The organism is Streptomyces sp. NPDC107538 (genome assembly GCF_055657445.1).
Genome location: NZ_JBVKAY010000017.1, coordinates 96,017 through 113,938 on the forward strand (window position 1 = coordinate 96,017; position 17,922 = coordinate 113,938).

Consider the following 17,922-nt stretch of genomic DNA (forward strand, 5'->3'; position numbering starts at 1 on the left):
GTGGGCGCTTCTTGTACCGCCTGTTGTCGCACCTACGGATGTCCGCAGGTGGCGATCAGTCGCCGATCAGCGCATCCACGAACGCCTCCGGCTCGAACGGCGCCAGATCGTCGGCGCCCTCTCCCAGACCGACGAGCTTCACGGGTACGCCCAGCTCGCGCTGGACCGCGATGACGATGCCGCCCTTGGCGGTGCCGTCGAGCTTGGTGAGGACGATGCCGGTGATGTCGACGACCTCGGCGAAGACGCGGGCTTGGACCAGGCCGTTCTGACCGGTGGTGGCGTCGAGGACGAGCAGGATCTCGTCCAGCGGCGCGTGCTTCTCCACGACGCGCTTGACCTTGCCCAGCTCGTCCATGAGACCGGTCTTGGTGTGCAGCCGGCCGGCGGTGTCGATGAGGACGACGTCGGCGCCCTCCTCGATGCCCTCCTTGACGGCGTCGAAGGCGATGGACGCCGGGTCGCCGCCTTCCGGGCCGCGCACGGTTCGGGCACCGACCCGCTCACCCCAGGTCTGTAGCTGGTCGGCGGCGGCGGCACGGAAGGTGTCGGCGGCACCGAGCACGACGTTCTTGCCGTCGGCGACGAGGACCCGGGCGAGCTTGCCGGTGGTGGTGGTCTTCCCGGTGCCGTTGACGCCGACGACCATCACGATGCCCGGGGTGTCCAGCGGCGAGTCGGTGTTGACCTCGCGGTCGAACTCGGGGACGAGGATCGTCAGCAGTTCCTCGCGCAGCAGGGCGCGCAGCTCCGCCGGGGTGCGGGTGCCGAGGACCTTCACGCGCTCGCGCAGCCGTTCGACCAGTTCCTGGGTGGGCTGGACGCCGACGTCGGCGGTGAGGAGGGTGTCCTCGATCTCCTCCCAGGTGTCGTCGTCGAGGTGCTCGCGCGAGAGCAGCGTGAGCAGCCCCTTGCCGAGGGCGTTCTGCGAGCGGGAGAGACGGGCGCGCAGCCGTACCAGACGGCCGGCGGTCGGCTCGGGGATCTCGATCTCGGGGGCGGCGGGCGGTTCCTCGACGGCCACGGGCGCCGACGCCGAGCCGTCCGGGAGGTCCACCTCCTCGATCGTGCGGCGCGGTTCGTCGCGCGGCGTCTCGGCCTCGTCGCCGACATGCGGCTCGGCCGGAGGGGCGGTGATGTCGGGTGTCGTGGGGGGCGCCGGGGGCAGCGGCTTCTTCCTGCGGCTGCCTACGACGAGCCCGCCCAGCACGCCGAGCACGACCACGGCGATGACTACAGCAAGGATGAGTTCCATAACCCGACCAGTATGCGGGACCGCCCCGCGCCGCGTTCGATCGCCGTACGGGGCCACACGGGCCTTCCACACCCCTGGATACCTGATGGCCCGTCAGCTAACGTCCCCCTCCACAGCCGCCCGAAGGGGGTCCCCCATGCCCGTCACGGTCGTCCGTTTCAATCTGGTCGAGCCCGGCGCCACGCCCGCCTCGCTCCGGGCCCGCTACCGGGCCGCCGTCGAGATGGCCGCGTACGCCGATGAGCAGGGCATCAGCACCGTACAGACGGAGGAGCACCACGGGGTCGAGAACAACTGGCTGCCGTCGCCGTTCGTCTTCGCGGGGGCCGTGTTCGGGGCGACCCGGCGGATCGCGGTGACCGTGTCGGCGATGATCGGGCCGCTGCACGATCCGCTGCGGCTGGCCGAGGACATCGCCGTACTTGATCTGGTGAGCGGCGGGCGGCTGGTGACGGTCGCCGGGATCGGGTACCGGCCGGAGGAGTACGCGCAGTTCGACGTGGACTGGAAGGGCCGGGGCAGGCTTCAGGACGAGGTGCTGGAGACGCTGCTGCGGGCGTGGACCGGTGAGCCGTTCGGCCATCGGGGGCGCACGGTCCGGGTCACCCCGCGTCCGGGCACCCAGCCGCATCCGCTGCTGCTGGTCGGCGGCTCCTCGAAGGCGGCGGCCCGCCGGGCGGCACGCCTGGGGCTGCCGTTCTTCCCGAGCGCGCATCTGCCGGAGCTGGAGGCGTACTACAAGGAGCGGCTCGTCGAGTACGGCACCGAGGGCTGGACGATGATGCCCGCCGCCGAGACGCCGTTGCTGCACGTGGCGGAGGATCCGGACCGGGCGTGGGCCGAGTACGGCGGGCACTTCCTGCACGAGGCGCGGACGTACGCCTCCTGGCAGTCGGCGGGCATCCGGTCGGCCGTGCGGTCGGGGGCGGCGACGGTGGCGGAGCTGCGCGCGGAGGGCGTGTACCGGATCGTGACGCCGGACGAGTGCGTGGCGCTGGGCCTGGACAACTACGTCCTGCATCCGCTGGCCGGTGGGATGCCGGTCGAGGAGGGGTGGCGCGGGCTGCGGCTGTTCGCCGAGCAGGTGCTCCCGCGCCTCGACGGCTGACGAACCCCCTGGGGTGCGGGCTAGCCCATCTCCTCCAGCGCCTTGCCCTTGGTCTCCTTCACGAACTTCAGGACGAAGGGGATGGAGAGCGCGGCGAAGACCGTGTAGATCACGTACGTCACGGAGAGGTTCCAGTCGGCGAGGGACGGGAAGCTCGCGGTGATGGCCCAGTTGGCGATCCACTGCGCGGAGGCGGCCACGCCCAGGGCGGCGGCGCGGAGCCGGTTCGGGAACATCTCGCCGAGCATGACCCAGACGACGACACCCCAGGAGAGGGCGAAGAAGAGGACGAAGACGTGGGCGGCGATCAGGGCGACCCAGCCCTGGGTGGCGGGGAGCTTGCCGTCGACGAGGTCGTAGGAGAAGGCCCAGGCCTCCAGGGCGAGCCCGAGGACCATGCCGACGGAGCCGATGAGAGCGAGCGGCTTGCGGCCGATCCGGTCGACGAAGATCATCGCGATGACGGTGCCGACGATGTTGATGATCGAGGTCGTGAAGGAGTAGAAGAACGACTCGGCCGGGTCGACGCCGACGGACTGCCACAGCGTCGCGGAGTAGTAGAAGGCGACGTTGATGCCGACGAACTGCTGGAAGACCGACAGGCCGATACCGATCCAGACGATCGGCTTGAAGAGGAGGCTCCCGCCGAGCAGGTCCTTGAAGGTCGACTTGTGCTCGCGGTGCATGGCCGACTCGATCTCGGCGACCCGGGCGTCCAGGTCGACGTCCTTGCCCTCGACCTCGGCGAGCACCTCACGGGCGCGCTCGTGCCTGCCGACGGAGATCAGGAAGCGCGGCGACTCGGGGATGGCGAAGGAGAGCAGGCCGTAGAGCACGGCCGGGACGACCATGACGCCGAGCATGATCTGCCAGGCCTCCAGGCCGAGCAGCTCACCGCGCTGGTCGCCGTCGGCGGCGTTCAGGATGCCCCAGTTGACCAGCTGAGAGAGGGCGATGCCGACGACGATCGCGGCCTGCTGGAACGAGCCGAGCCGTCCCCGGTAGGCGGGCGGAGCGACCTCGGCGATGTAGGCGGGGCCGATGACGGACGCCATGCCGATGGCGAAGCCGCCGACGATCCGCCAGAAGGCGAGGTCCCAGAGCGCGAAGGGGAGCGCGGAGCCGACGGCGCTGACCGTGAAGAGGGCGGCGGCGATCTGCATGCACCGGATACGGCCGATGCGGTCGGCGATCCGGCCGGCCGTGGCCGCGCCGACGGCACAGCCGATCAGGGCGATGGCGATGACCTGCGCCAGGGCCGTGGAGCCGATGTCGTAGCGGTGCCGGATGGCTTCCACGGCGCCGTTGATCACGGCGCTGTCGTAGCCGAAGAGGAAGCCGCCCATCGCGGCCGCCGCCGCGATGAAGATCACGTGCGAGAGATGGTCGGGGTGAGCGCCCCGGGCTCCCGCCTTGGGCTGCGCTGTGCTGGTCACGTCTGAACTCCTCGGCGGACAGGCCGCCGATGTCGGGGTGCGGGCCAGGAGACCCGCTGGACCAGCCCCGCCTACCCCCGCTCGGAAACGCCTAACGCAGCCGCTGGCTGATCACCTTCGAGACGCCGTCGCCCTGCATCGACACGCCGTACAGCGCGTCGGCGACCTCCATGGTCCGCTTCTGGTGGGTGATCACGATCAGCTGCGAGGCCTCCTGCAGCTCCTGCATGATCCGGATCAGCCGCTGGAGGTTGGTGTCGTCGAGCGCCGCCTCGACCTCGTCCATCACGTAGAACGGGCTGGGCCGCGCCTTGAAGATCGACACCAGCAGGGCGACGGCGGTCAGCGACCGCTCCCCGCCGGAGAGCAGCGACAGCCGCTTGACCTTCTTGCCCGGCGGCCGGGCCTCGACGTCCACCCCGGTGGTGAGCATGTTGTCCGGGTCGGTGAGGATCAGCCGCCCCTCACCGCCGGGGAAGAGTCGCCCGAAGACGCCCTCGAACTCCCGTGCGGTGTCCCAGTAGGCCTCGGTGAAGACCTGCTCGACCCGTTCGTCGACCTCCTTCACCACCTGCAGCAGATCGGCGCGGGTCTTCTTGAGGTCCTCCAGCTGCTCGCTGAGGAACTTGTGCCGCTCCTCCAGCGCCGCGAACTCCTCCAGCGCCAGCGGATTGACCTTGCCGAGCTGCTGGTACGCCCGCTCGGCGGCCCTGAGCCGCTTCTCCTGCTCGGCCCGGTGGAACGTCTTCGGCTGGTTGCGGGGATGCTCCGGGTCCTCCGGCAGTTCCTCCCCCTCCGCCGGGGGCGACGGCGGTACGAGCTGGTCGGGCCCGTACTCCGCGATCAGCCCCTCCGGCTCGACACCCAGCTCCTCCAGCGCCTTCGTCTCCAGCTGCTCGATCCGCATGCGCTTCTCGGCACCGAGCACCTCGCCCCGGTGGACGGAGTCGGTCAGTTTGTCCAGCTCGTCCTTGAGGTCGCGCCCCTCGCCCCGGGCCTGCGCGAGTTCCTGCTCCCGGCGGGCCTTGGCGGCGTCGGCGGCGGTGCGCTCGGCCTCCGCGCGGGCGAGGGAGACCTCGATGTGCAGCAGCAGCTGCCGGGCGCCGGAGCCGACGGCCTCGGCGACGGCCGCCTCGTGCCGCAGCCGTGCCCTGCGCTGTTCGGCGCGCGCCCGCGCCTCGCGCTCGGCGCGCGCGGCCCGGTCGAGCGAGTCGGCACGCCCCGCGAGCCCCTTCACGCGCTCCTCGTGCGTCCGCACCTGGAGCCGCGCCTCCATCTCGGTCTGCCGTGCGTTGGCCCCGTCCGCCGCGAGCCGATCCCGTACGAAGGTGTCCGGCTCCTCCTCGACGGGCATCTCCTCGGCCACCGCGAGCCGTTCGGCCAGCTCCTCGGCTTCCTGTACGGCCCGGTCGAGCGCGTCCTGCGCACGGGCGGCGGCGGCCGTGGACCGCTCGGCCTCCCCGGCGGCGCCCCGCGCCTGCCCGGCCAGCCGCCCGAGTTGCTGGGCGACGGCGGACTTCTCCCGTTCGGCCGCCCGGCGCCGCTCCCCCAGCTCCTCCACGAGCCCGGCCCGTTCCCGGCGCAGCTCGACGGCGCTCTCCTGGGCCTCGGCCAACTCCTCGCACCGTACGGCCAGTTCCTCCAGCTCGGCCGCGGCCTCGTCGACGGAGGCCTGCACCTCCAGCAGGCTCGGCGCGCCGGCGGAGCCGCCGTGGGCGAAGTGGGCCCCGAGCAGGTCGCCCTCGGCGGTGACCGCGGTGAGGTCGGGGCGGGTGTAGACGAGGGCCTCGGCGTCTTCGAGGGTGTCCACGACGACGATGCGGTGGAGGAGGCGGCGGACGGCGGGGGTGAGGTCGGAGGGGGTCCGGACCAGGCGCTCCGCGGGGATCCCCGGGTGCGGTCGTTGTTCGTCCGCGGGTCCGTCGTGGCCGGTCGCGCAGTTCCCCGCGCCTCTTTGGGGCTCGGAGATCAGGTCTTCCGGCGCCCCCGCCGGCAGCAGGGCCGCGCGGCCCGCGTCCTGCTTCCGCAGGAGGCGGATCGCCTCGGCGGCCGCGGCCGGGCTGGTCACCGCGATCGCGTCCGCCGCCGCGCCGAAGGCCGCCGCCAGGGCGACCTCGTAGCCCGGGGTGATCGTCAGCAGTTCGGCGGCCGGGCCCAGTACTCCGCCGAGCCGCTCCTTCGCGGTGAGCAGCGCGCCCGTGCCGTCCTTGCGGCGCAGGCCCAGGGCGAGGGCTTCGTGGCGGGCCTGGGTGGCGGCGCGGCGGCGCTCGGCGGCGGTGGTGGCCTCGCGGGCCGCGGTGAGGGCGGACTCGGCCTCGGTCAGGGCGCGCTTCGCGGTGTCGTGCCGCTCGGCGAGTTCGGAGTCGTCGGCGTCGAGACCGTCGACCTCGGCCTTCAGCGCCTCGTACTCCTCCTGCGCGGTGGCGGCACGTTCCCCTGCCTCGTCGCGGGCGGCGGCGAGACGGTCGATCTCCGCCTGGGCGGAGGCCGCGCGGGAGCGGGCGGCGTTGACCTGGCCGCCCAGCCGGGCGAGGCTCTCGCGGCGGTCGGCGATGGAGCGGGCGACATCCTTCAGCCGGCGTTCCTCGACGGTCAGTTGGCGTTCCAGCTCGGCCCGGTGCTCGACCGTGTCCTCCAACGCCCGCTCGGCGGCTTCGCAGGCCGCCTCCAGCTCGGCCTCCTGTTCGCGGATACGGGCGGCCTCGCGCTCCATGTCCTCCGGGTCGCGGCCCCGCCGCTCCTCGGGGGGCGACGAGGTGGCGCTCTTGACCCGGGCGTCGGCCAGCGAGATCGTGCCGCGCACCCGTTCGGCGAGCTGCGACAGCTCGTACCAGGTCTCCTGGGCCCGCTGGAGGCGCGGGGTCAGCCGACGCACCTCGCCCTCAAGCTCCGCCTCCCGGTGGAGCGCCTTCTTCAGCTCGGTCTCGGCAGTTTCCTTGCGCTGCTTCAGCGCGGCCTCGTCGGCGACCTCGGTGCGCAGCGCCGCCTGGAGCCGTACGAGGTCGTCGGCGAGCAGGCGCAGTCGGGCGTCGCGCAGGTCCGCCTGGATGACGGCGGCCCGGCGGGCGACGGCGGCCTGCCGGCCGAGCGGCTTGAGCTGGCGGCGGAGTTCGTCGGTGAGGTCCTGGACGCGGGCCAGGTTGGCCTGCATGGCGTCCAGTTTCCGCAGCGCCTTCTCCTTGCGCTTGCGGTGCTTGAGTACTCCGGCGGCCTCCTCGATGAAGGCGCGGCGGCCCATGGGGTCGGCGTGCAGGACGGAGTCGAGCTGGCCCTGGCCGACGATGACGTGCATCTCACGGCCGATGCCGGAGTCGGAGAGCAGATCCTGGATGTCGAGGAGACGGCAGGTGTCACCGTTGATCTGGTACTCGCTGCCACCGTTGCGGAACATGATCCGCGTGATCGTGACCTCGGCGTACTCGATGGGGAGGGCCCCGTCGGAGTTGTCGATGGTCAGGGACACCTCGGCGCGGCCGAGCGGGGGGCGCCCGGTGGTGCCGGCGAAGATGACGTCCTCCATCTTGCCGCCGCGGAGCGACTTCGCGCCCTGCTCGCCCATGACCCAGCTGAGCGCGTCCACGACATTGGACTTGCCCGAACCGTTCGGTCCGACGACACACGTGATGCCCGGCTCGAACCGGAGTGTGGTCGCCGAGGCGAACGATTTGAACCCGCGGAGGGTCAGGGCCTTGAGGTGCACGGCGCTGGACTCTACCTTCCGGCCTTGTCCCACTCCATGAACGCGCGGTTTCGCACATGAACGTGCAGGGCACATCAGACGTTGAAGAGGGTGAGGAAAACGCGGGGACTCGGGGGAAGAGAAAGAGCGGGGGCTCGGGGAAAGAAAGAAGGGACGCCTCTAGAGAAGGCGTCCCTTGCAGATCTGACAACTTAGCGGTTGATACGGGCAGCCCAACCACTGCTGTCTGTCGTGGTGCGATGCAGTGATCAGGTGAGCGCAGGCTCCGCCTGGCGTGCGTCGAGCTCCATGAGCGAGTCGTGAGAAGCGGCAGCCGTCAGCGCGTCGTTCTCCGCCTGGATTCGTCCGAGCTCGGATTCCAGGTCCTGGACGCGCTGCTGGAGCCGTCGCATCTCGGCGAGGAGTCGCGGATCGGAGCCGCCGACGTAACCGAGAAGCGCCTTTGCCATGATGGATGGTCCTCCACACTGAGTGACCGACCGAAGCGGTGTGGGTCGTGAGGGAATCGCACCCGCGATGCTTGGCACTGTTGAGTTTTCGCTGCCGTTCTCCATGCCAAACAGCTAAGGTGCGCGGGGTTGCTTTCAGCGTCTCACCAAAAAGTTTGACGGTCAACACGATCACGCGCCGCAGTGGCGGGCGTCCCGGTGCCGCGCGGCCCCGACAGGGCGACGCTGCGGCCGTTCGGCGACCCCTCCTGGTGGGCGGCGCGAGGGGATCATCCTCTCTTCGGAGCCTGCCACGACAAGTCCGTCTTGGCAATCACCTGCACATTTCTGTTCTGTGCATGCTCCTGGCATATGCCGGTGGCGCCACCCTCCGCTCCCGCCGAGCCCCTCTCACCGAACCCCGTCACCGGATGGCGAAGCCCTCGTACCCCCCTCGCGGTGTGTCCCAGATCTCGGTGACACCGTCCACGCGCCCGGGCGTGTCGTCACCCTGGAGCCACTCCAGGAGCCCTTGGCACGCCTCGCGGGGGCCCTCGGCGACCACCTGCACCCGCCCGTCGGCCAAATTGAGAGCAAAACCACTCAGCCCCCCGATCTCCAGCGCTCTGGCCCGGGTGAACCAGCGGAAACCCACCCCTTGCACCCGTCCGCGCACCCAGGCGACCAGCCGTTCATCCTCGCTCATGGCTGCACGCTAACGGGCCAATGTCCCTCGGGTCTCTCCCTCCCCTGGCGCCATGCTGTACCGTCCCGACCCAATGAATCTCATATGAAACTCACTCCTTCGTGTGAGGTTCGTGAAGGCCGCGATCACAACGTTGACAAGATCCCCAATCTCAACGTTGACCGCAGGACACGCAAGGACGAGGAAGGCCACAAGATGGGACGCCACCGACGCTCCGCCGCCGGCCGCGCCGCCAGGGGGGGCCGCGCCGCCGGTGTCACGGACACGGGCTTCGCTGCCGAGGAGCCCCATTACGGCCCGGAGAACCTGTACGGGTTCGCCGCCTTCCTGGAGGCCGACGCCGCGCAGGCCGCGTCGCGCGGTGGTTCGCGTCGCCGCAAGAAGCGGACCGTGACGCCCGTGAAGACGGGTCTCCTCGGTGTCTCCGCCGCCGTCGCCCTCGGCACCGTCGCGGTGGCCACCGGCGTACTGCCCGGCGGCGACAAGTACGCGGTCAGCGGGGGCAGCAGCACCGAGACGGTGGTCCCTGCCGGTTCGCCGACAGGTGCGGCCACCCAGCAGGGCGGTACGGACGGCGCCGCGCAGGAACAGCGCGAGGACGAGTCCACCAGCCGCGACGCCGAGCGCGAGGCCTCCCCGTCGAACACCCCGTCCCCCTCGGAGAAGCCGACCGAGAAGCCGTCCGACAAGGCGGGCAAGGGGGCCGGCGCGCAGAAGACCAAGACGCCGTCCGAGAAGCCCCCCAAGGACAAGGAGAAGGAGAAGACCACTCCCCCGGTGGAGGTCTCCGTGGAGGCCCAGGCCGAGGCGGCGGTCCTCCTGCTGGTCAACGAGGAGCGGGCCAAGGCGGGCTGCAGCCCCGTGGCGGCGAACAGCGACCTGGCGAAGCTGGCCGAGACCTTCAGCGCGGACATGGCCCTGCGCGGTTTCTTCGACCACACCAACCCCGACGGCGACGACCCCTGGGACCGCGCTGCCGCTCTCGGGATCACCGGCCTCGGCGGCGAGAACATCGCCCGCGGCCAGGCCACCGCCGAGGCGGTCATGGAGGCCTGGATGAACAGCCCCGGCCACAAGGCGAACATCCTGAACTGCGACTTCAAGACCCTCGGCGTCGGCGTCCACCTGGGCGACGGCGGACCGTGGTGGACACAGGACTTCGGCTACTAGCCCACACCGGGGCGGCCACCGCCCCGAGTCGCTAACCAGAAGTTAGTGCGACCTTCTGGTTAGCGCTGTGCCAGAGTATTCTGGGCGCATGGAACCAGCCGCGCAGACCGCCGTGACGCCGACGCCGGCCGCCGAGCGCGCGGCCCTCGTGAACCTCGACGAACTGGCCTTCGACGTCTTCGCCAGGAACTGTCCGTCGCGGGGCACCCTGGAGCACGTCACGGGCCGCTGGGGTGTGCTCACCATGGGCGCGCTGCACGACAGCTCGCTCCGCTTCAACGAGCTGCGGCGCCGCGTGGACGGCGTCAGCGAGAAGATGCTCTCCCAGACCCTGCACGCCCTGGAGCGCGACGGGCTGGTCCACCGCGAGGCCCAGCCGACCAACCCGCCCCGTGTCGACTACACGCTCACCCCGCTCGGCCGCGAGGTCTCCGAGCGCCTGCTGTCCCTCATCATTTGCGTGGAGGACCGCATGGAGGACGTGCTCCGGGCCCGGGAGCGTTACGACGAGACGCGCGGCGCCCGCTGACAGATCGGGCAGAAGTAACTGGACCGGTTCATCCACGGCCGCCGCCGCATCGGTGTGGCACAGCGGCGGCAGGGCAGCCCCTCGCGGCCGTACGCGTCCAGCGACCGGTCGAAGTACCCCGACTCCCCGTTCACGTTGACGTAGAGGCTGTCGAAGCTCGTGCCGCCCACCGCGAGGGCCGCGTTCATCACGTCCCGTACATGGCCCAGGAGTTCGGTGGTGCGCGGGCGGGTGAAACCGGCGGTGGGGCGCTCGTAGTGGATACGGGCGCGCCAAAGCGCCTCGTCCGCGTAGATGTTGCCGACGCCGCTGATCAACGACTGGTCGAGCAGGGCCCGTTTGACGGTCGTACGTTTCCGGCGCAGCGCCTGATGGAAGGCCTCCGCGTCGAACAGCGGGTCGAGGGGATCGCGGGCGATGTGCGCGATGACGTCCGGCAGGCCGTCGGGGGTGGTGTCGTGCAACGACAGTCCGCCGAAGGTGCGTTGGTCGACGAAGCGGAGTTCGGTGCGCAGGTCGTCCGCGAAGCGGACGCGGATCCGGAGGTGCTTCTCGTCCACCGCGTCGTACGGCTGCACGAGCAGCTGGCCGCTCATGCCGAGGTGGGCGAGGACGGCTGTGCCGGTGTCCTCCACCGGCAGCCAGAGGTATTTGCCGCGTCGGCTCGGCTCGCCGATACGGCGGCCCTTCAGCCGGTGCGCGAAGTCCTCCGGACCGGCCAGGTGGCGGCGGATCGCCCGGGGGTGCAGCACCTCGACGTCGGCGACGGTACGGTGCGCCACCCAGCGCTCCAGGCCGCGTCGTACGACCTCGACCTCGGGGAGCTCTGGCACGAAGTCCTCCGGAGAGTGCGGGGGGGGTGGGGGGCGGGTGATGTCGTGGGTCGGGTGCGGGTGGGTGGGGCTTCTCGCGCAGTTCCCCGCGCCCCTTAAGGGCCTACGGCCCTTTCGGGGCGAAAAAGCAAGGGGCGCAGCCCCTGCTTTTTCAGGGGCGCGGGGAACTGCGCGACCAGCCCCCACGCACCCGCACCCGACAACTCACCGCTACCGCACCCGCACTCGGCGGAGCCGTCACGCGTCCGAAGGAGTCTCGGCGGACTCGTCGGGTACGGCGGCCGCGGCCTCGGCCGCCGCCACCTTCGCCCGCTCGTCCGCCGCGGAGCGGATCGCACGCCAGGCGGACTCGGCCGCCTGCTGCTCCGCTTCCTTCTTGCTGCGGCCGGTGCCGGTGCCGTACGAGACGCCTCCGACGCGGGCGGCAGCGGTGAAGGTCTTCTCGTGGTCGGGGCCGGTCTCCGTGACCAGGTACTCGGGCACACCGAGCCCCTCGGTCGCGGTGAGCTCCTGGAGACTGGTCTTCCAGTCCAGGCCGGCACCGAGGTTCGAGGACTTCTCGATCAACGGGTCGAACAGGCGGTGCACCAGCTCCGCCGCCGAGTCCAGCCCCTGGTCGAGATAGACCGCACCGATCACCGCTTCGAGGGTGTCGGCAAGGATGGATGCCTTGTCCCGGCCACCTGTGCCCTCTTCACCACGGCCGAGCCGGATGAAGGAGCCGAGGTCGAGCCCGCGGCCCACCTCCGCCAGCGCACGAGAGTTGACCACCGCGGCCCGCAGCTTGGCCAGTTGGCCTTCGGGCAGGTCGGGGTGGGTGCGGTACAGCGTGTCCGTGACCACCAGGCCCAGCACGGAGTCCCCGAGGAACTCCAGGCGCTCGTTGGTGGGCAGACCGCCGTTCTCGTACGCGTACGAACGGTGGGTCAGCGCACGCACCAGAAGGGCGGACTCGAGCTGATAGCCGAGCCGCCCTTCCAGAAGCGTGTGGGACGAGGCTGTGTTCTCCGCCTTTTTCTTGGCGTTGGTCTCCGCCTTGGCGTCAGACATAGAGCCTCTCACCAGCCGCTCAGACCTCGAGGACCTGGCGCTTGTTGTAGGTGCCGCAAGACGGGCACGCGATGTGCTGCAGCTTGGGCTCGTGGCAGCGCTCGCACGCAACCAGGGTGGGGACCGCAGCCTTCCACTGCGACCGGCGGTGGCGCGTGTTGCTGCGCGACATCTTCCGCTTCGGAACAGCCACGGCTACTTCTCCTGCTTCTCGTCGACGCCCGCTTTCGCATCGGCGCCGCTGATCTCGTCCTTCTCGCCGGGTTCGAGTGAACCGGCGAGTCCCTGCAGTGCCGCCCAACGGATGTCGACGGCGTCGTGGTGGTGGTCCGGGTCGTCCGCCAGCCGGGCTCCGCACTCGGAGCACAGGCCGGGGCAGTCGTCCTGGCACACCGGCTGCATGGGCAGTGCGAGCACCACCGCATCGCGCAGCACGGGTTCGAGGTCGAACAGGCCGTCCTCGATGAAGAGCCTGTCCTCGTCTTCCTCGGCGTCGTCGGCCGGCTCCGCCTTGGGGCGGCCCCGGTCGTCGGCGTCAGGGTACGAGAACATCTCCTGGAAGTCCGCTTGGAGCTCCAGCTCCAGCGGCTCCAGACACCTTACGCACTCCCCCTTGGCCCGTGCACGGGCGGTGCCTGTGACAAGCACACCTTCCATGACCGACTCCAGACGGAGTCCGAGCTCCACCGGGGCGCCTTCCGGCACCCCGATCACTCCCTGGATCCCGAGATCCTTGGGAGCGTCGATCTCGCGGGTCAGGCGCTGCAGCGCGCCAGGACGCCGCCCCAGCTCGTGTGTGTCGAACACGAGAGGGTTGCGGTGGTCGAGGCGGGCGTTCAGGGCCATTCCTGCTTTCGATCTTGAAACTCGAGAACGCCGCCCTTCGATGATTCCCGGGCAGCGTTGATCGCGGACGTACACGCGACCGAAGAGCCAGGATACTGGACCTTTCGCTCTCGGCCCAATCCGCTCCCCATCCGCTGTCAGCGGCCCTGTTCGTAGCGGCGCAACTGCTCCGCCGTGATCATGGTCGTGTCGAAGAGGCTGGTCTCGTCGAGCGTGTTCGCCGGCTGCTGCGCGTACCCCTGGGGCCCCTGCTGTTCCTGGTGGCCCTGGGCGTCCAGGTGCCCCTGGTTCGGGTCGTACGCCGGCTGCTGCGGGTAGCCGGCCGCGTACGGGTCGGCCTGCTGGTAGCCGTAAGGGTCGGCGGCCTGCTGGGGCTGGGCGTACTGCTGCTGGTAGCCGCCGTACGGATCCTGCTGGTACGCCGTGGCCTGGTACGCGTCCTGCTGTTGGCCGTACGACTGCTGCCCCGGCACGGACGGGGACTGCTGGGCGGGGGCGTCGGAGAGTTCGGCGAGTCCGGCCAGGTAGTCGGCGTCGCTGGTGAGCTGAGGGGAGGAGCCGTCGTCGCTCAGGGCGAGGGCGCCGAGGTCGTCGGTGGCGATCCGGCCGTGGAGCTTCTGGCGGCCCCGGCCGACGGCCTCCAGGGTCTTGGCGAGGACCGCCTCGAAGGCGCCGAGCTTGGCGTCCACATAGGCGTCGGCGTCGCGGCGCAGGGTCTCGGGGTCGTGGCTGCGCTCGGGGGCGTCCTCGTCCTCGTAGCCCCGTTCGTCGACGCCCGGTCCGGTGCCGAGGAGCTTCTCGCGGCCCCGGCCTACCGAGCCGAGGGTCTTGGTGAGGACGACCTCGAAGTTGGCGAGCTTGGAGTCGACGTAGTCGTCGGCCTCGGCGCGGACGTCCTCGGCCTCCTGGCGGGCCTCGCCGAGGATGCGGTCGGCCTCGTTCTGGGAGCGGCGGGCGACCTCGGTGTCGGAGATCAGGGAGCCGCGTTCGGCGTGCGCGGTCTCGATGATCCGCTCGGCCTCCTGACGGGCCCGCTCGACCATGTGGTCGCGGTCGCCGATCAGTTCCCGGGCCTGGGCGAGGGAGTCGGGCAGGGCGGCGCGCAGTTCGTCGAGCAGGGAGAGCAGATCGGCGCGGTTGACCACGCACGAGGCCGACATGGGCATGGCCCGGGCACCGGAGACCACCGAGACGATCTCGTCGAGCTTCTTCTGCACGTCCACCGTGTGGTCCACCGTGTGCTCGCCACTCTCTACAGCCGGGTTGGAGACGGTCGGGTCGACTGTACGGCCAGCGGGGGACGTTCGTCCGCCCAGTCCCGTGTCCGTCACGCGTCCGTGCCGTGTCGGTGCCGCGTCAGTCCTGCTTCAGGCGTTCGTTCAGGGCTTCGAGGACGAGCGGGGGCACCAGGTGGGAGACGTCGCCGCCCCAGGTCGCGACCTCCTTGACGAGGGAGGAGGACAGGAAGCTGTAAGTCGGGTTGGTGGGGACGAAGAGGGTCTCCACGCCCGACAGGCCGATGTTCATCTGGGCCATCTGCAGCTCGTAGTCGAAGTCACTGACCGCGCGCAGGCCCTTGACGATGGCCGGGATGTCGCGCTGCTTGCAGAAGTCGACGAGCAGTCCGTGGAAGGCCTCCACGCGTACGTTCGCGTACTCGGAGGTGACCTGGCGGATCAGCTCGATCCGCTCGTCGACCTCGAAGAGGCCCTTCTTGGACTTGTTGATCATCACCGCGACGTAGATCTCGTCGTACAGCTTGGAGGCGCGGCCAATGATGTCGAGGTGTCCGTTGGTGATGGGGTCAAACGACCCGGGACAGACGGCACGGCGCACTTGAGGTCCCTCGCTCTCCGGTCCGGTCATCGTGCGTCTTCGCACGTAGAGGCGGCGCGACCGTACCAAAACGTTCCCTCGCCGTAGCGACGGGCCCTGATGGCTTCGAAACCGGTCGGCCAGGCGAATTCACCGCCTCTGGTGCTGCGCTCCACGGTGACGAGGGCTTCCTCGCCGAGCCAGCCCCCGGTACGGAGTGTGAGCAGGATCTCCCGAAGATCGTCGTCCGGGACGGCGTACGGGGGGTCGAGGAAGACGAGGGTGTACGGCTCGGCCGGCGGCGGGCCCTGGACGATCTGCTCCGCTTTGCCCGATCTCACCTCGGCGCCGGGGAGGCCGAGCGATCGGACGTTGTCCCGGACCGTTTTCGCGGCGCGGGCGTCGGCCTCCACGAGCAGGGTGTGGGCCGCGCCTCGGGAGAGGGCCTCCAGGCCCACGGCACCGGAGCCGGCGTACAGGTCCAGGACCCGTTCGCCGTGCAGGGGGCCGCCGAGAAGGGATTCCCAGGTGGAGAAGAGGCCCTCGCGGGCGCGGTCGGAGGTGGGGCGGGTGCCGGTGCCCGGGGGGACGGCGAGGCGGCGTCCGCCGGCTGCGCCGGCGATCACGCGGGTCATCTTGGGTCCTTGTTCGTGGACGTGGTCACAGGTCCAGTCTGGCAGTCGAAGGTGGGGAGGCCTTCGCGTCGTGGGCGACCGCGGGTTCGTGGGGCTTCTCGCGCAGTTCCCCGCGCCCCTGAAAGCAAAAGCGGCGCGGCTGTTCTCGGCCCGCGGCGGAGCGGCACTCCCTACCCCTTGTCCAGGTACTGCTCCCTCTCCTCGTCCAGGAGGGCGTCCAGGGCTGTGCGCAGGCCCGGGAGGGTGGTGAGGTCGGGGTCGGCGGCGACCACCGCCGCCGCCTCCTCCCTCGCCTCCGCGATGATCTCCTCGTCGTCGATGACGGTGAGCATGCGCAGGCTGGTGCGGGCGCCGGACTGGGCCTGGCCGAGGACGTCGCCCTCTCTGCGTTGTTCGAGGTCGATGCGGGAGAGTTCGAAGCCGTCGAGGGTGGAGGCGACGGCGCCCAGGCGCTGGCGGGCCGCGCTGGCCTCCGGCATCTCGGTGACCAGGAGGCAGAGGCCGGCGGCGGAGCCCCGGCCCACCCGGCCGCGGAGCTGGTGGAGCTGGGAGACGCCGAAGCGGTCGGCGTCCATGATCACCATGGCGGTGGCGTTCGGGACGTTCACGCCGACCTCGATGACCGTGGTGGCGACCAGGACATGGGTCTCGCCCGCGGCGAAGCGGCGCATGACCGCGTCCTTGTCGTCGGGGTGCATCCTGCCGTGCAGGACCTCGACCCTCAGGCCCTGGAGGGGGCCCTTGGCGAGCTGGTCGGCGATGTGGAGGACGGCGAGCGGCGGGCGCTTCTCGGCCTCGTCCTCGGGGGACTTCCGGCCCGCCTTCTTCGGGTCGTCCTCCTCGTCCCCGATGCGGGGGCAGACGACGTACGCCTGGTGGCCGTTCTCCACCTCCTCGCGGACGCGCTCCCAGGCGCGGGCGAGGAAGTGCGGCTTGTCGGCGGCCGGGACGACATGGCTGGCGATGGGTGAGCGGCCGGCGGGGAGCTGGTCGAGGACCGAGGTCTCCAGGTCGCCGAAGACGGTCATGGCGACCGTGCGCGGGATGGGGGTGGCCGTCATGACGAGGAGGTGGGGCGGCTGTTTGCCCTTGCCGCGCAGGGCGTCGCGCTGTTCCACGCCGAAGCGGTGCTGTTCGTCCACCACTACCAGGCCCAGGTCGTGGAACTGGACCTTGTCCTCGATCAGCGCGTGGGTGCCGATGACGATGCCCGCCTCACCGGTGACCAGGTCCAGCAAGGCCTGTCGGCGGCCCGCGGCGCCCATCGAGCCGGTGAGCAGCACCACCTTGGTGGCGTGCTCGGAGCCGCCGAGCATGCCGCCCTCGGCCAGCTCGCCCATCATCTCGGTCACCGACCGGTGGTGCTGCTGCGCGAGCACCTCGGTGGGCGCGAGCATGGCCGCCTGCCCGCCCGCGTCGACGACGGCGAGCATGGCGCGCAGGGCCACCATGGTCTTTCCGCTGCCCACCTCTCCCTGGAGCAGCCGGTGCATCGGGTGCTCGGTGGCCAGGTCGTCGAAGATCTCCTTGGAGACCTTTCGCTGGCCGTCGGTGAGGGTGAAGGGGAGGCGGGCGTCGAAGGCCGTGAGGAGGCCTTCGGGGGCGGGGCGGCGGGCGACGGCGGGGAGTTGGGCGTCGGCATGGCGGCGGCGGGCCAGGGCGACCTGGAGGACGAACGCCTCGTCCCACTTGAGGCGGTCACGGGCGGACTCGATGTCGGCCTTGGTGTGCGGGCGGTGGATCTTCAGGAGGGCTTCGGGGAGGGTCGTCAGGCCCCGGCCCTCGCGCAGGGAGTCCGGCAGGGGGTCCACGGCCTCCTGCGCGCTCGGCAGGACCGTCTGCACCGCCTTGGCGATCTTCCAGGACTCCAGCTTGGCGGTGGCCGGGTAGAGCGGGATGAGGGCGCCGGCCCAGGTGTCGACGGTCTCCGTGACGTCGTCGCCGCGCAGCAGTTCGTAGGCCGGGTGGGCGAGTTGGAGGCGGCGGTTGAAGACGGAGACCTTGCCGGCGAAGAGGGCGCGGGTGCCGGGGAGGAGGTCCTTGTGGGGTTTGTGCACGCCGTTGCCGAAGAAGACGAGCTGGAGGCGGCCGCTGCCGTCGGTGATGGTGACTTCGAGGCGCTGGCCCTTGCCCCGGGGCGCCTTGGCGGAGGCGAAGCTGTGCAGGCGGGCGTCGGCGACCTGGGCGACGACCGTGACGTGCTCGTCCATCGGCAGGTCGGCGAGGTGGGTGAGCTGGCCGCGCTCCTCGTATCTGCGGGGGTAGTGGTGCAGCAGGTCCCCGACGGTGTGCAGGCCGAGGTGCTCGGCCATCACCTTCGCGGTGGCGGCGCCGAGCGTGTTCTTGAGCGGTTCTTCGAGCGCGGGCACGAGATCCATTGCACACCACGGCACTGACATTGCCGTATACAT

General features: G+C 70.7%; 16 protein-coding genes. 3 read left to right on the top strand and 13 right to left on the bottom strand.

All coding sequences use genetic code 11. From position 1 onward, the window contains the following. Window positions 1-55 precede the first annotated feature (55 nt). Window positions 56-1,255, bottom strand: coding sequence for a signal recognition particle-docking protein FtsY (gene ftsY / locus ACZ7MG_RS37780; protein WP_471388548.1), 1,200 nt, complete (start codon window positions 1,253-1,255; stop codon window positions 56-58). 136 nt (window positions 1,256-1,391) lie between these two features. Here ftsY and ACZ7MG_RS37785 point away from each other — a divergent pair, with 136 nt between their 5' ends. Then, window positions 1,392-2,363 carry an LLM class flavin-dependent oxidoreductase gene (locus tag ACZ7MG_RS37785; RefSeq protein WP_471388546.1) on the top strand — a complete coding sequence of 324 codons (972 nt, stop codon included), beginning with the start codon at window positions 1,392-1,394 and terminating at the stop codon, window positions 2,361-2,363. A gap of 20 nt (window positions 2,364-2,383) precedes the next feature. Here the strand turns inward: ACZ7MG_RS37785 and ACZ7MG_RS37790 are convergent, their stop codons facing one another. From ACZ7MG_RS37790 to ACZ7MG_RS37805, 4 genes are all read right to left on the bottom strand, one after another. Beyond that, window positions 2,384-3,799 carry a sugar porter family MFS transporter gene (locus tag ACZ7MG_RS37790; RefSeq protein ID WP_471388543.1) on the bottom strand — a complete coding sequence of 472 codons (1,416 nt, stop codon included), beginning with the start codon at window positions 3,797-3,799 and terminating at the stop codon, window positions 2,384-2,386. A gap of 91 nt (window positions 3,800-3,890) precedes the next feature. Further along, entirely contained in the window at window positions 3,891-7,499 is a 3,609-nt protein-coding gene (smc, locus tag ACZ7MG_RS37795) for a chromosome segregation protein SMC (RefSeq protein ID WP_471388541.1), read from the bottom strand. A gap of 248 nt (window positions 7,500-7,747) precedes the next feature. Next, window positions 7,748-7,948: a hypothetical protein gene (locus tag ACZ7MG_RS37800; protein ID WP_005479841.1), complete on the bottom strand. Its 201-nt coding sequence runs from the start codon at window positions 7,946-7,948 to the stop codon at window positions 7,748-7,750. 403 nt (window positions 7,949-8,351) lie between these two features. After that, window positions 8,352-8,633 (bottom strand): acylphosphatase, encoded by a 282-nt coding sequence (locus ACZ7MG_RS37805; RefSeq protein ID WP_471388537.1) that lies wholly within the window; start codon window positions 8,631-8,633, stop codon window positions 8,352-8,354. A 195-nt stretch (window positions 8,634-8,828) separates the two neighbouring features. Here ACZ7MG_RS37805 and ACZ7MG_RS37810 point away from each other — a divergent pair, with 195 nt between their 5' ends. Beyond that, entirely contained in the window at window positions 8,829-9,803 is a 975-nt protein-coding gene (locus ACZ7MG_RS37810; protein ID WP_471388536.1) for a CAP domain-containing protein, read from the top strand. Between the two features lie 88 nt (window positions 9,804-9,891). Beyond that, complete coding sequence (locus tag ACZ7MG_RS37815; protein ID WP_471388533.1) at window positions 9,892-10,332, top strand: winged helix-turn-helix transcriptional regulator; 441 nt, start codon at window positions 9,892-9,894, stop codon at window positions 10,330-10,332. On the opposite strand, the gene mutM is transcribed toward ACZ7MG_RS37815, so the two are convergent. From mutM to recG, 8 genes are all read right to left on the bottom strand, one after another. After that, window positions 10,305-11,165: a bifunctional DNA-formamidopyrimidine glycosylase/DNA-(apurinic or apyrimidinic site) lyase gene (gene mutM / locus ACZ7MG_RS37820; protein ID WP_471388530.1), complete on the bottom strand. Its 861-nt coding sequence runs from the start codon at window positions 11,163-11,165 to the stop codon at window positions 10,305-10,307. The genes ACZ7MG_RS37815 and mutM overlap by 28 nt on opposite strands. A 237-nt stretch (window positions 11,166-11,402) precedes the next feature. Beyond that, on the bottom strand, window positions 11,403-12,215 hold the full coding sequence (rnc, locus tag ACZ7MG_RS37825; RefSeq protein ID WP_471388527.1) for a ribonuclease III: 813 nt from the start codon (window positions 12,213-12,215) through the stop codon (window positions 11,403-11,405). Window positions 12,216-12,234: 19 nt separating this feature from the next. Next, a complete protein-coding gene (gene rpmF / locus ACZ7MG_RS37830) occupies window positions 12,235-12,408 on the bottom strand; it encodes a 50S ribosomal protein L32 (RefSeq protein ID WP_007493396.1) in 174 nt (57 codons plus the stop codon). 2 nt (window positions 12,409-12,410) lie between these two features. Continuing rightward, the gene (locus ACZ7MG_RS37835) at window positions 12,411-13,061 is read right to left on the bottom strand and encodes a YceD family protein (RefSeq protein ID WP_471388523.1); all 651 of its coding nucleotides are present in this window, start codon (window positions 13,059-13,061) and stop codon (window positions 12,411-12,413) included. A 137-nt stretch (window positions 13,062-13,198) separates the two neighbouring features. After that, a complete protein-coding gene (locus ACZ7MG_RS37840) occupies window positions 13,199-14,284 on the bottom strand; it encodes a cell division initiation protein (RefSeq protein WP_471389136.1) in 1,086 nt (361 codons plus the stop codon). 133 nt (window positions 14,285-14,417) lie between these two features. After that, window positions 14,418-14,897, bottom strand: a complete 480-nt coding sequence (coaD, locus tag ACZ7MG_RS37845) for a pantetheine-phosphate adenylyltransferase (RefSeq protein WP_471389133.1) — start codon at window positions 14,895-14,897, stop codon at window positions 14,418-14,420. Window positions 14,898-14,923: 26 nt separating this feature from the next. Beyond that, window positions 14,924-15,556: a 16S rRNA (guanine(966)-N(2))-methyltransferase RsmD gene (gene rsmD, locus ACZ7MG_RS37850; protein ID WP_471389130.1), complete on the bottom strand. Its 633-nt coding sequence runs from the start codon at window positions 15,554-15,556 to the stop codon at window positions 14,924-14,926. 125 nt (window positions 15,557-15,681) lie between these two features. Beyond that, a complete protein-coding gene (gene recG, locus ACZ7MG_RS37855) occupies window positions 15,682-17,889 on the bottom strand; it encodes an ATP-dependent DNA helicase RecG (RefSeq protein ID WP_471388520.1) in 2,208 nt (735 codons plus the stop codon). Window positions 17,890-17,922 lie beyond the last annotated feature (33 nt).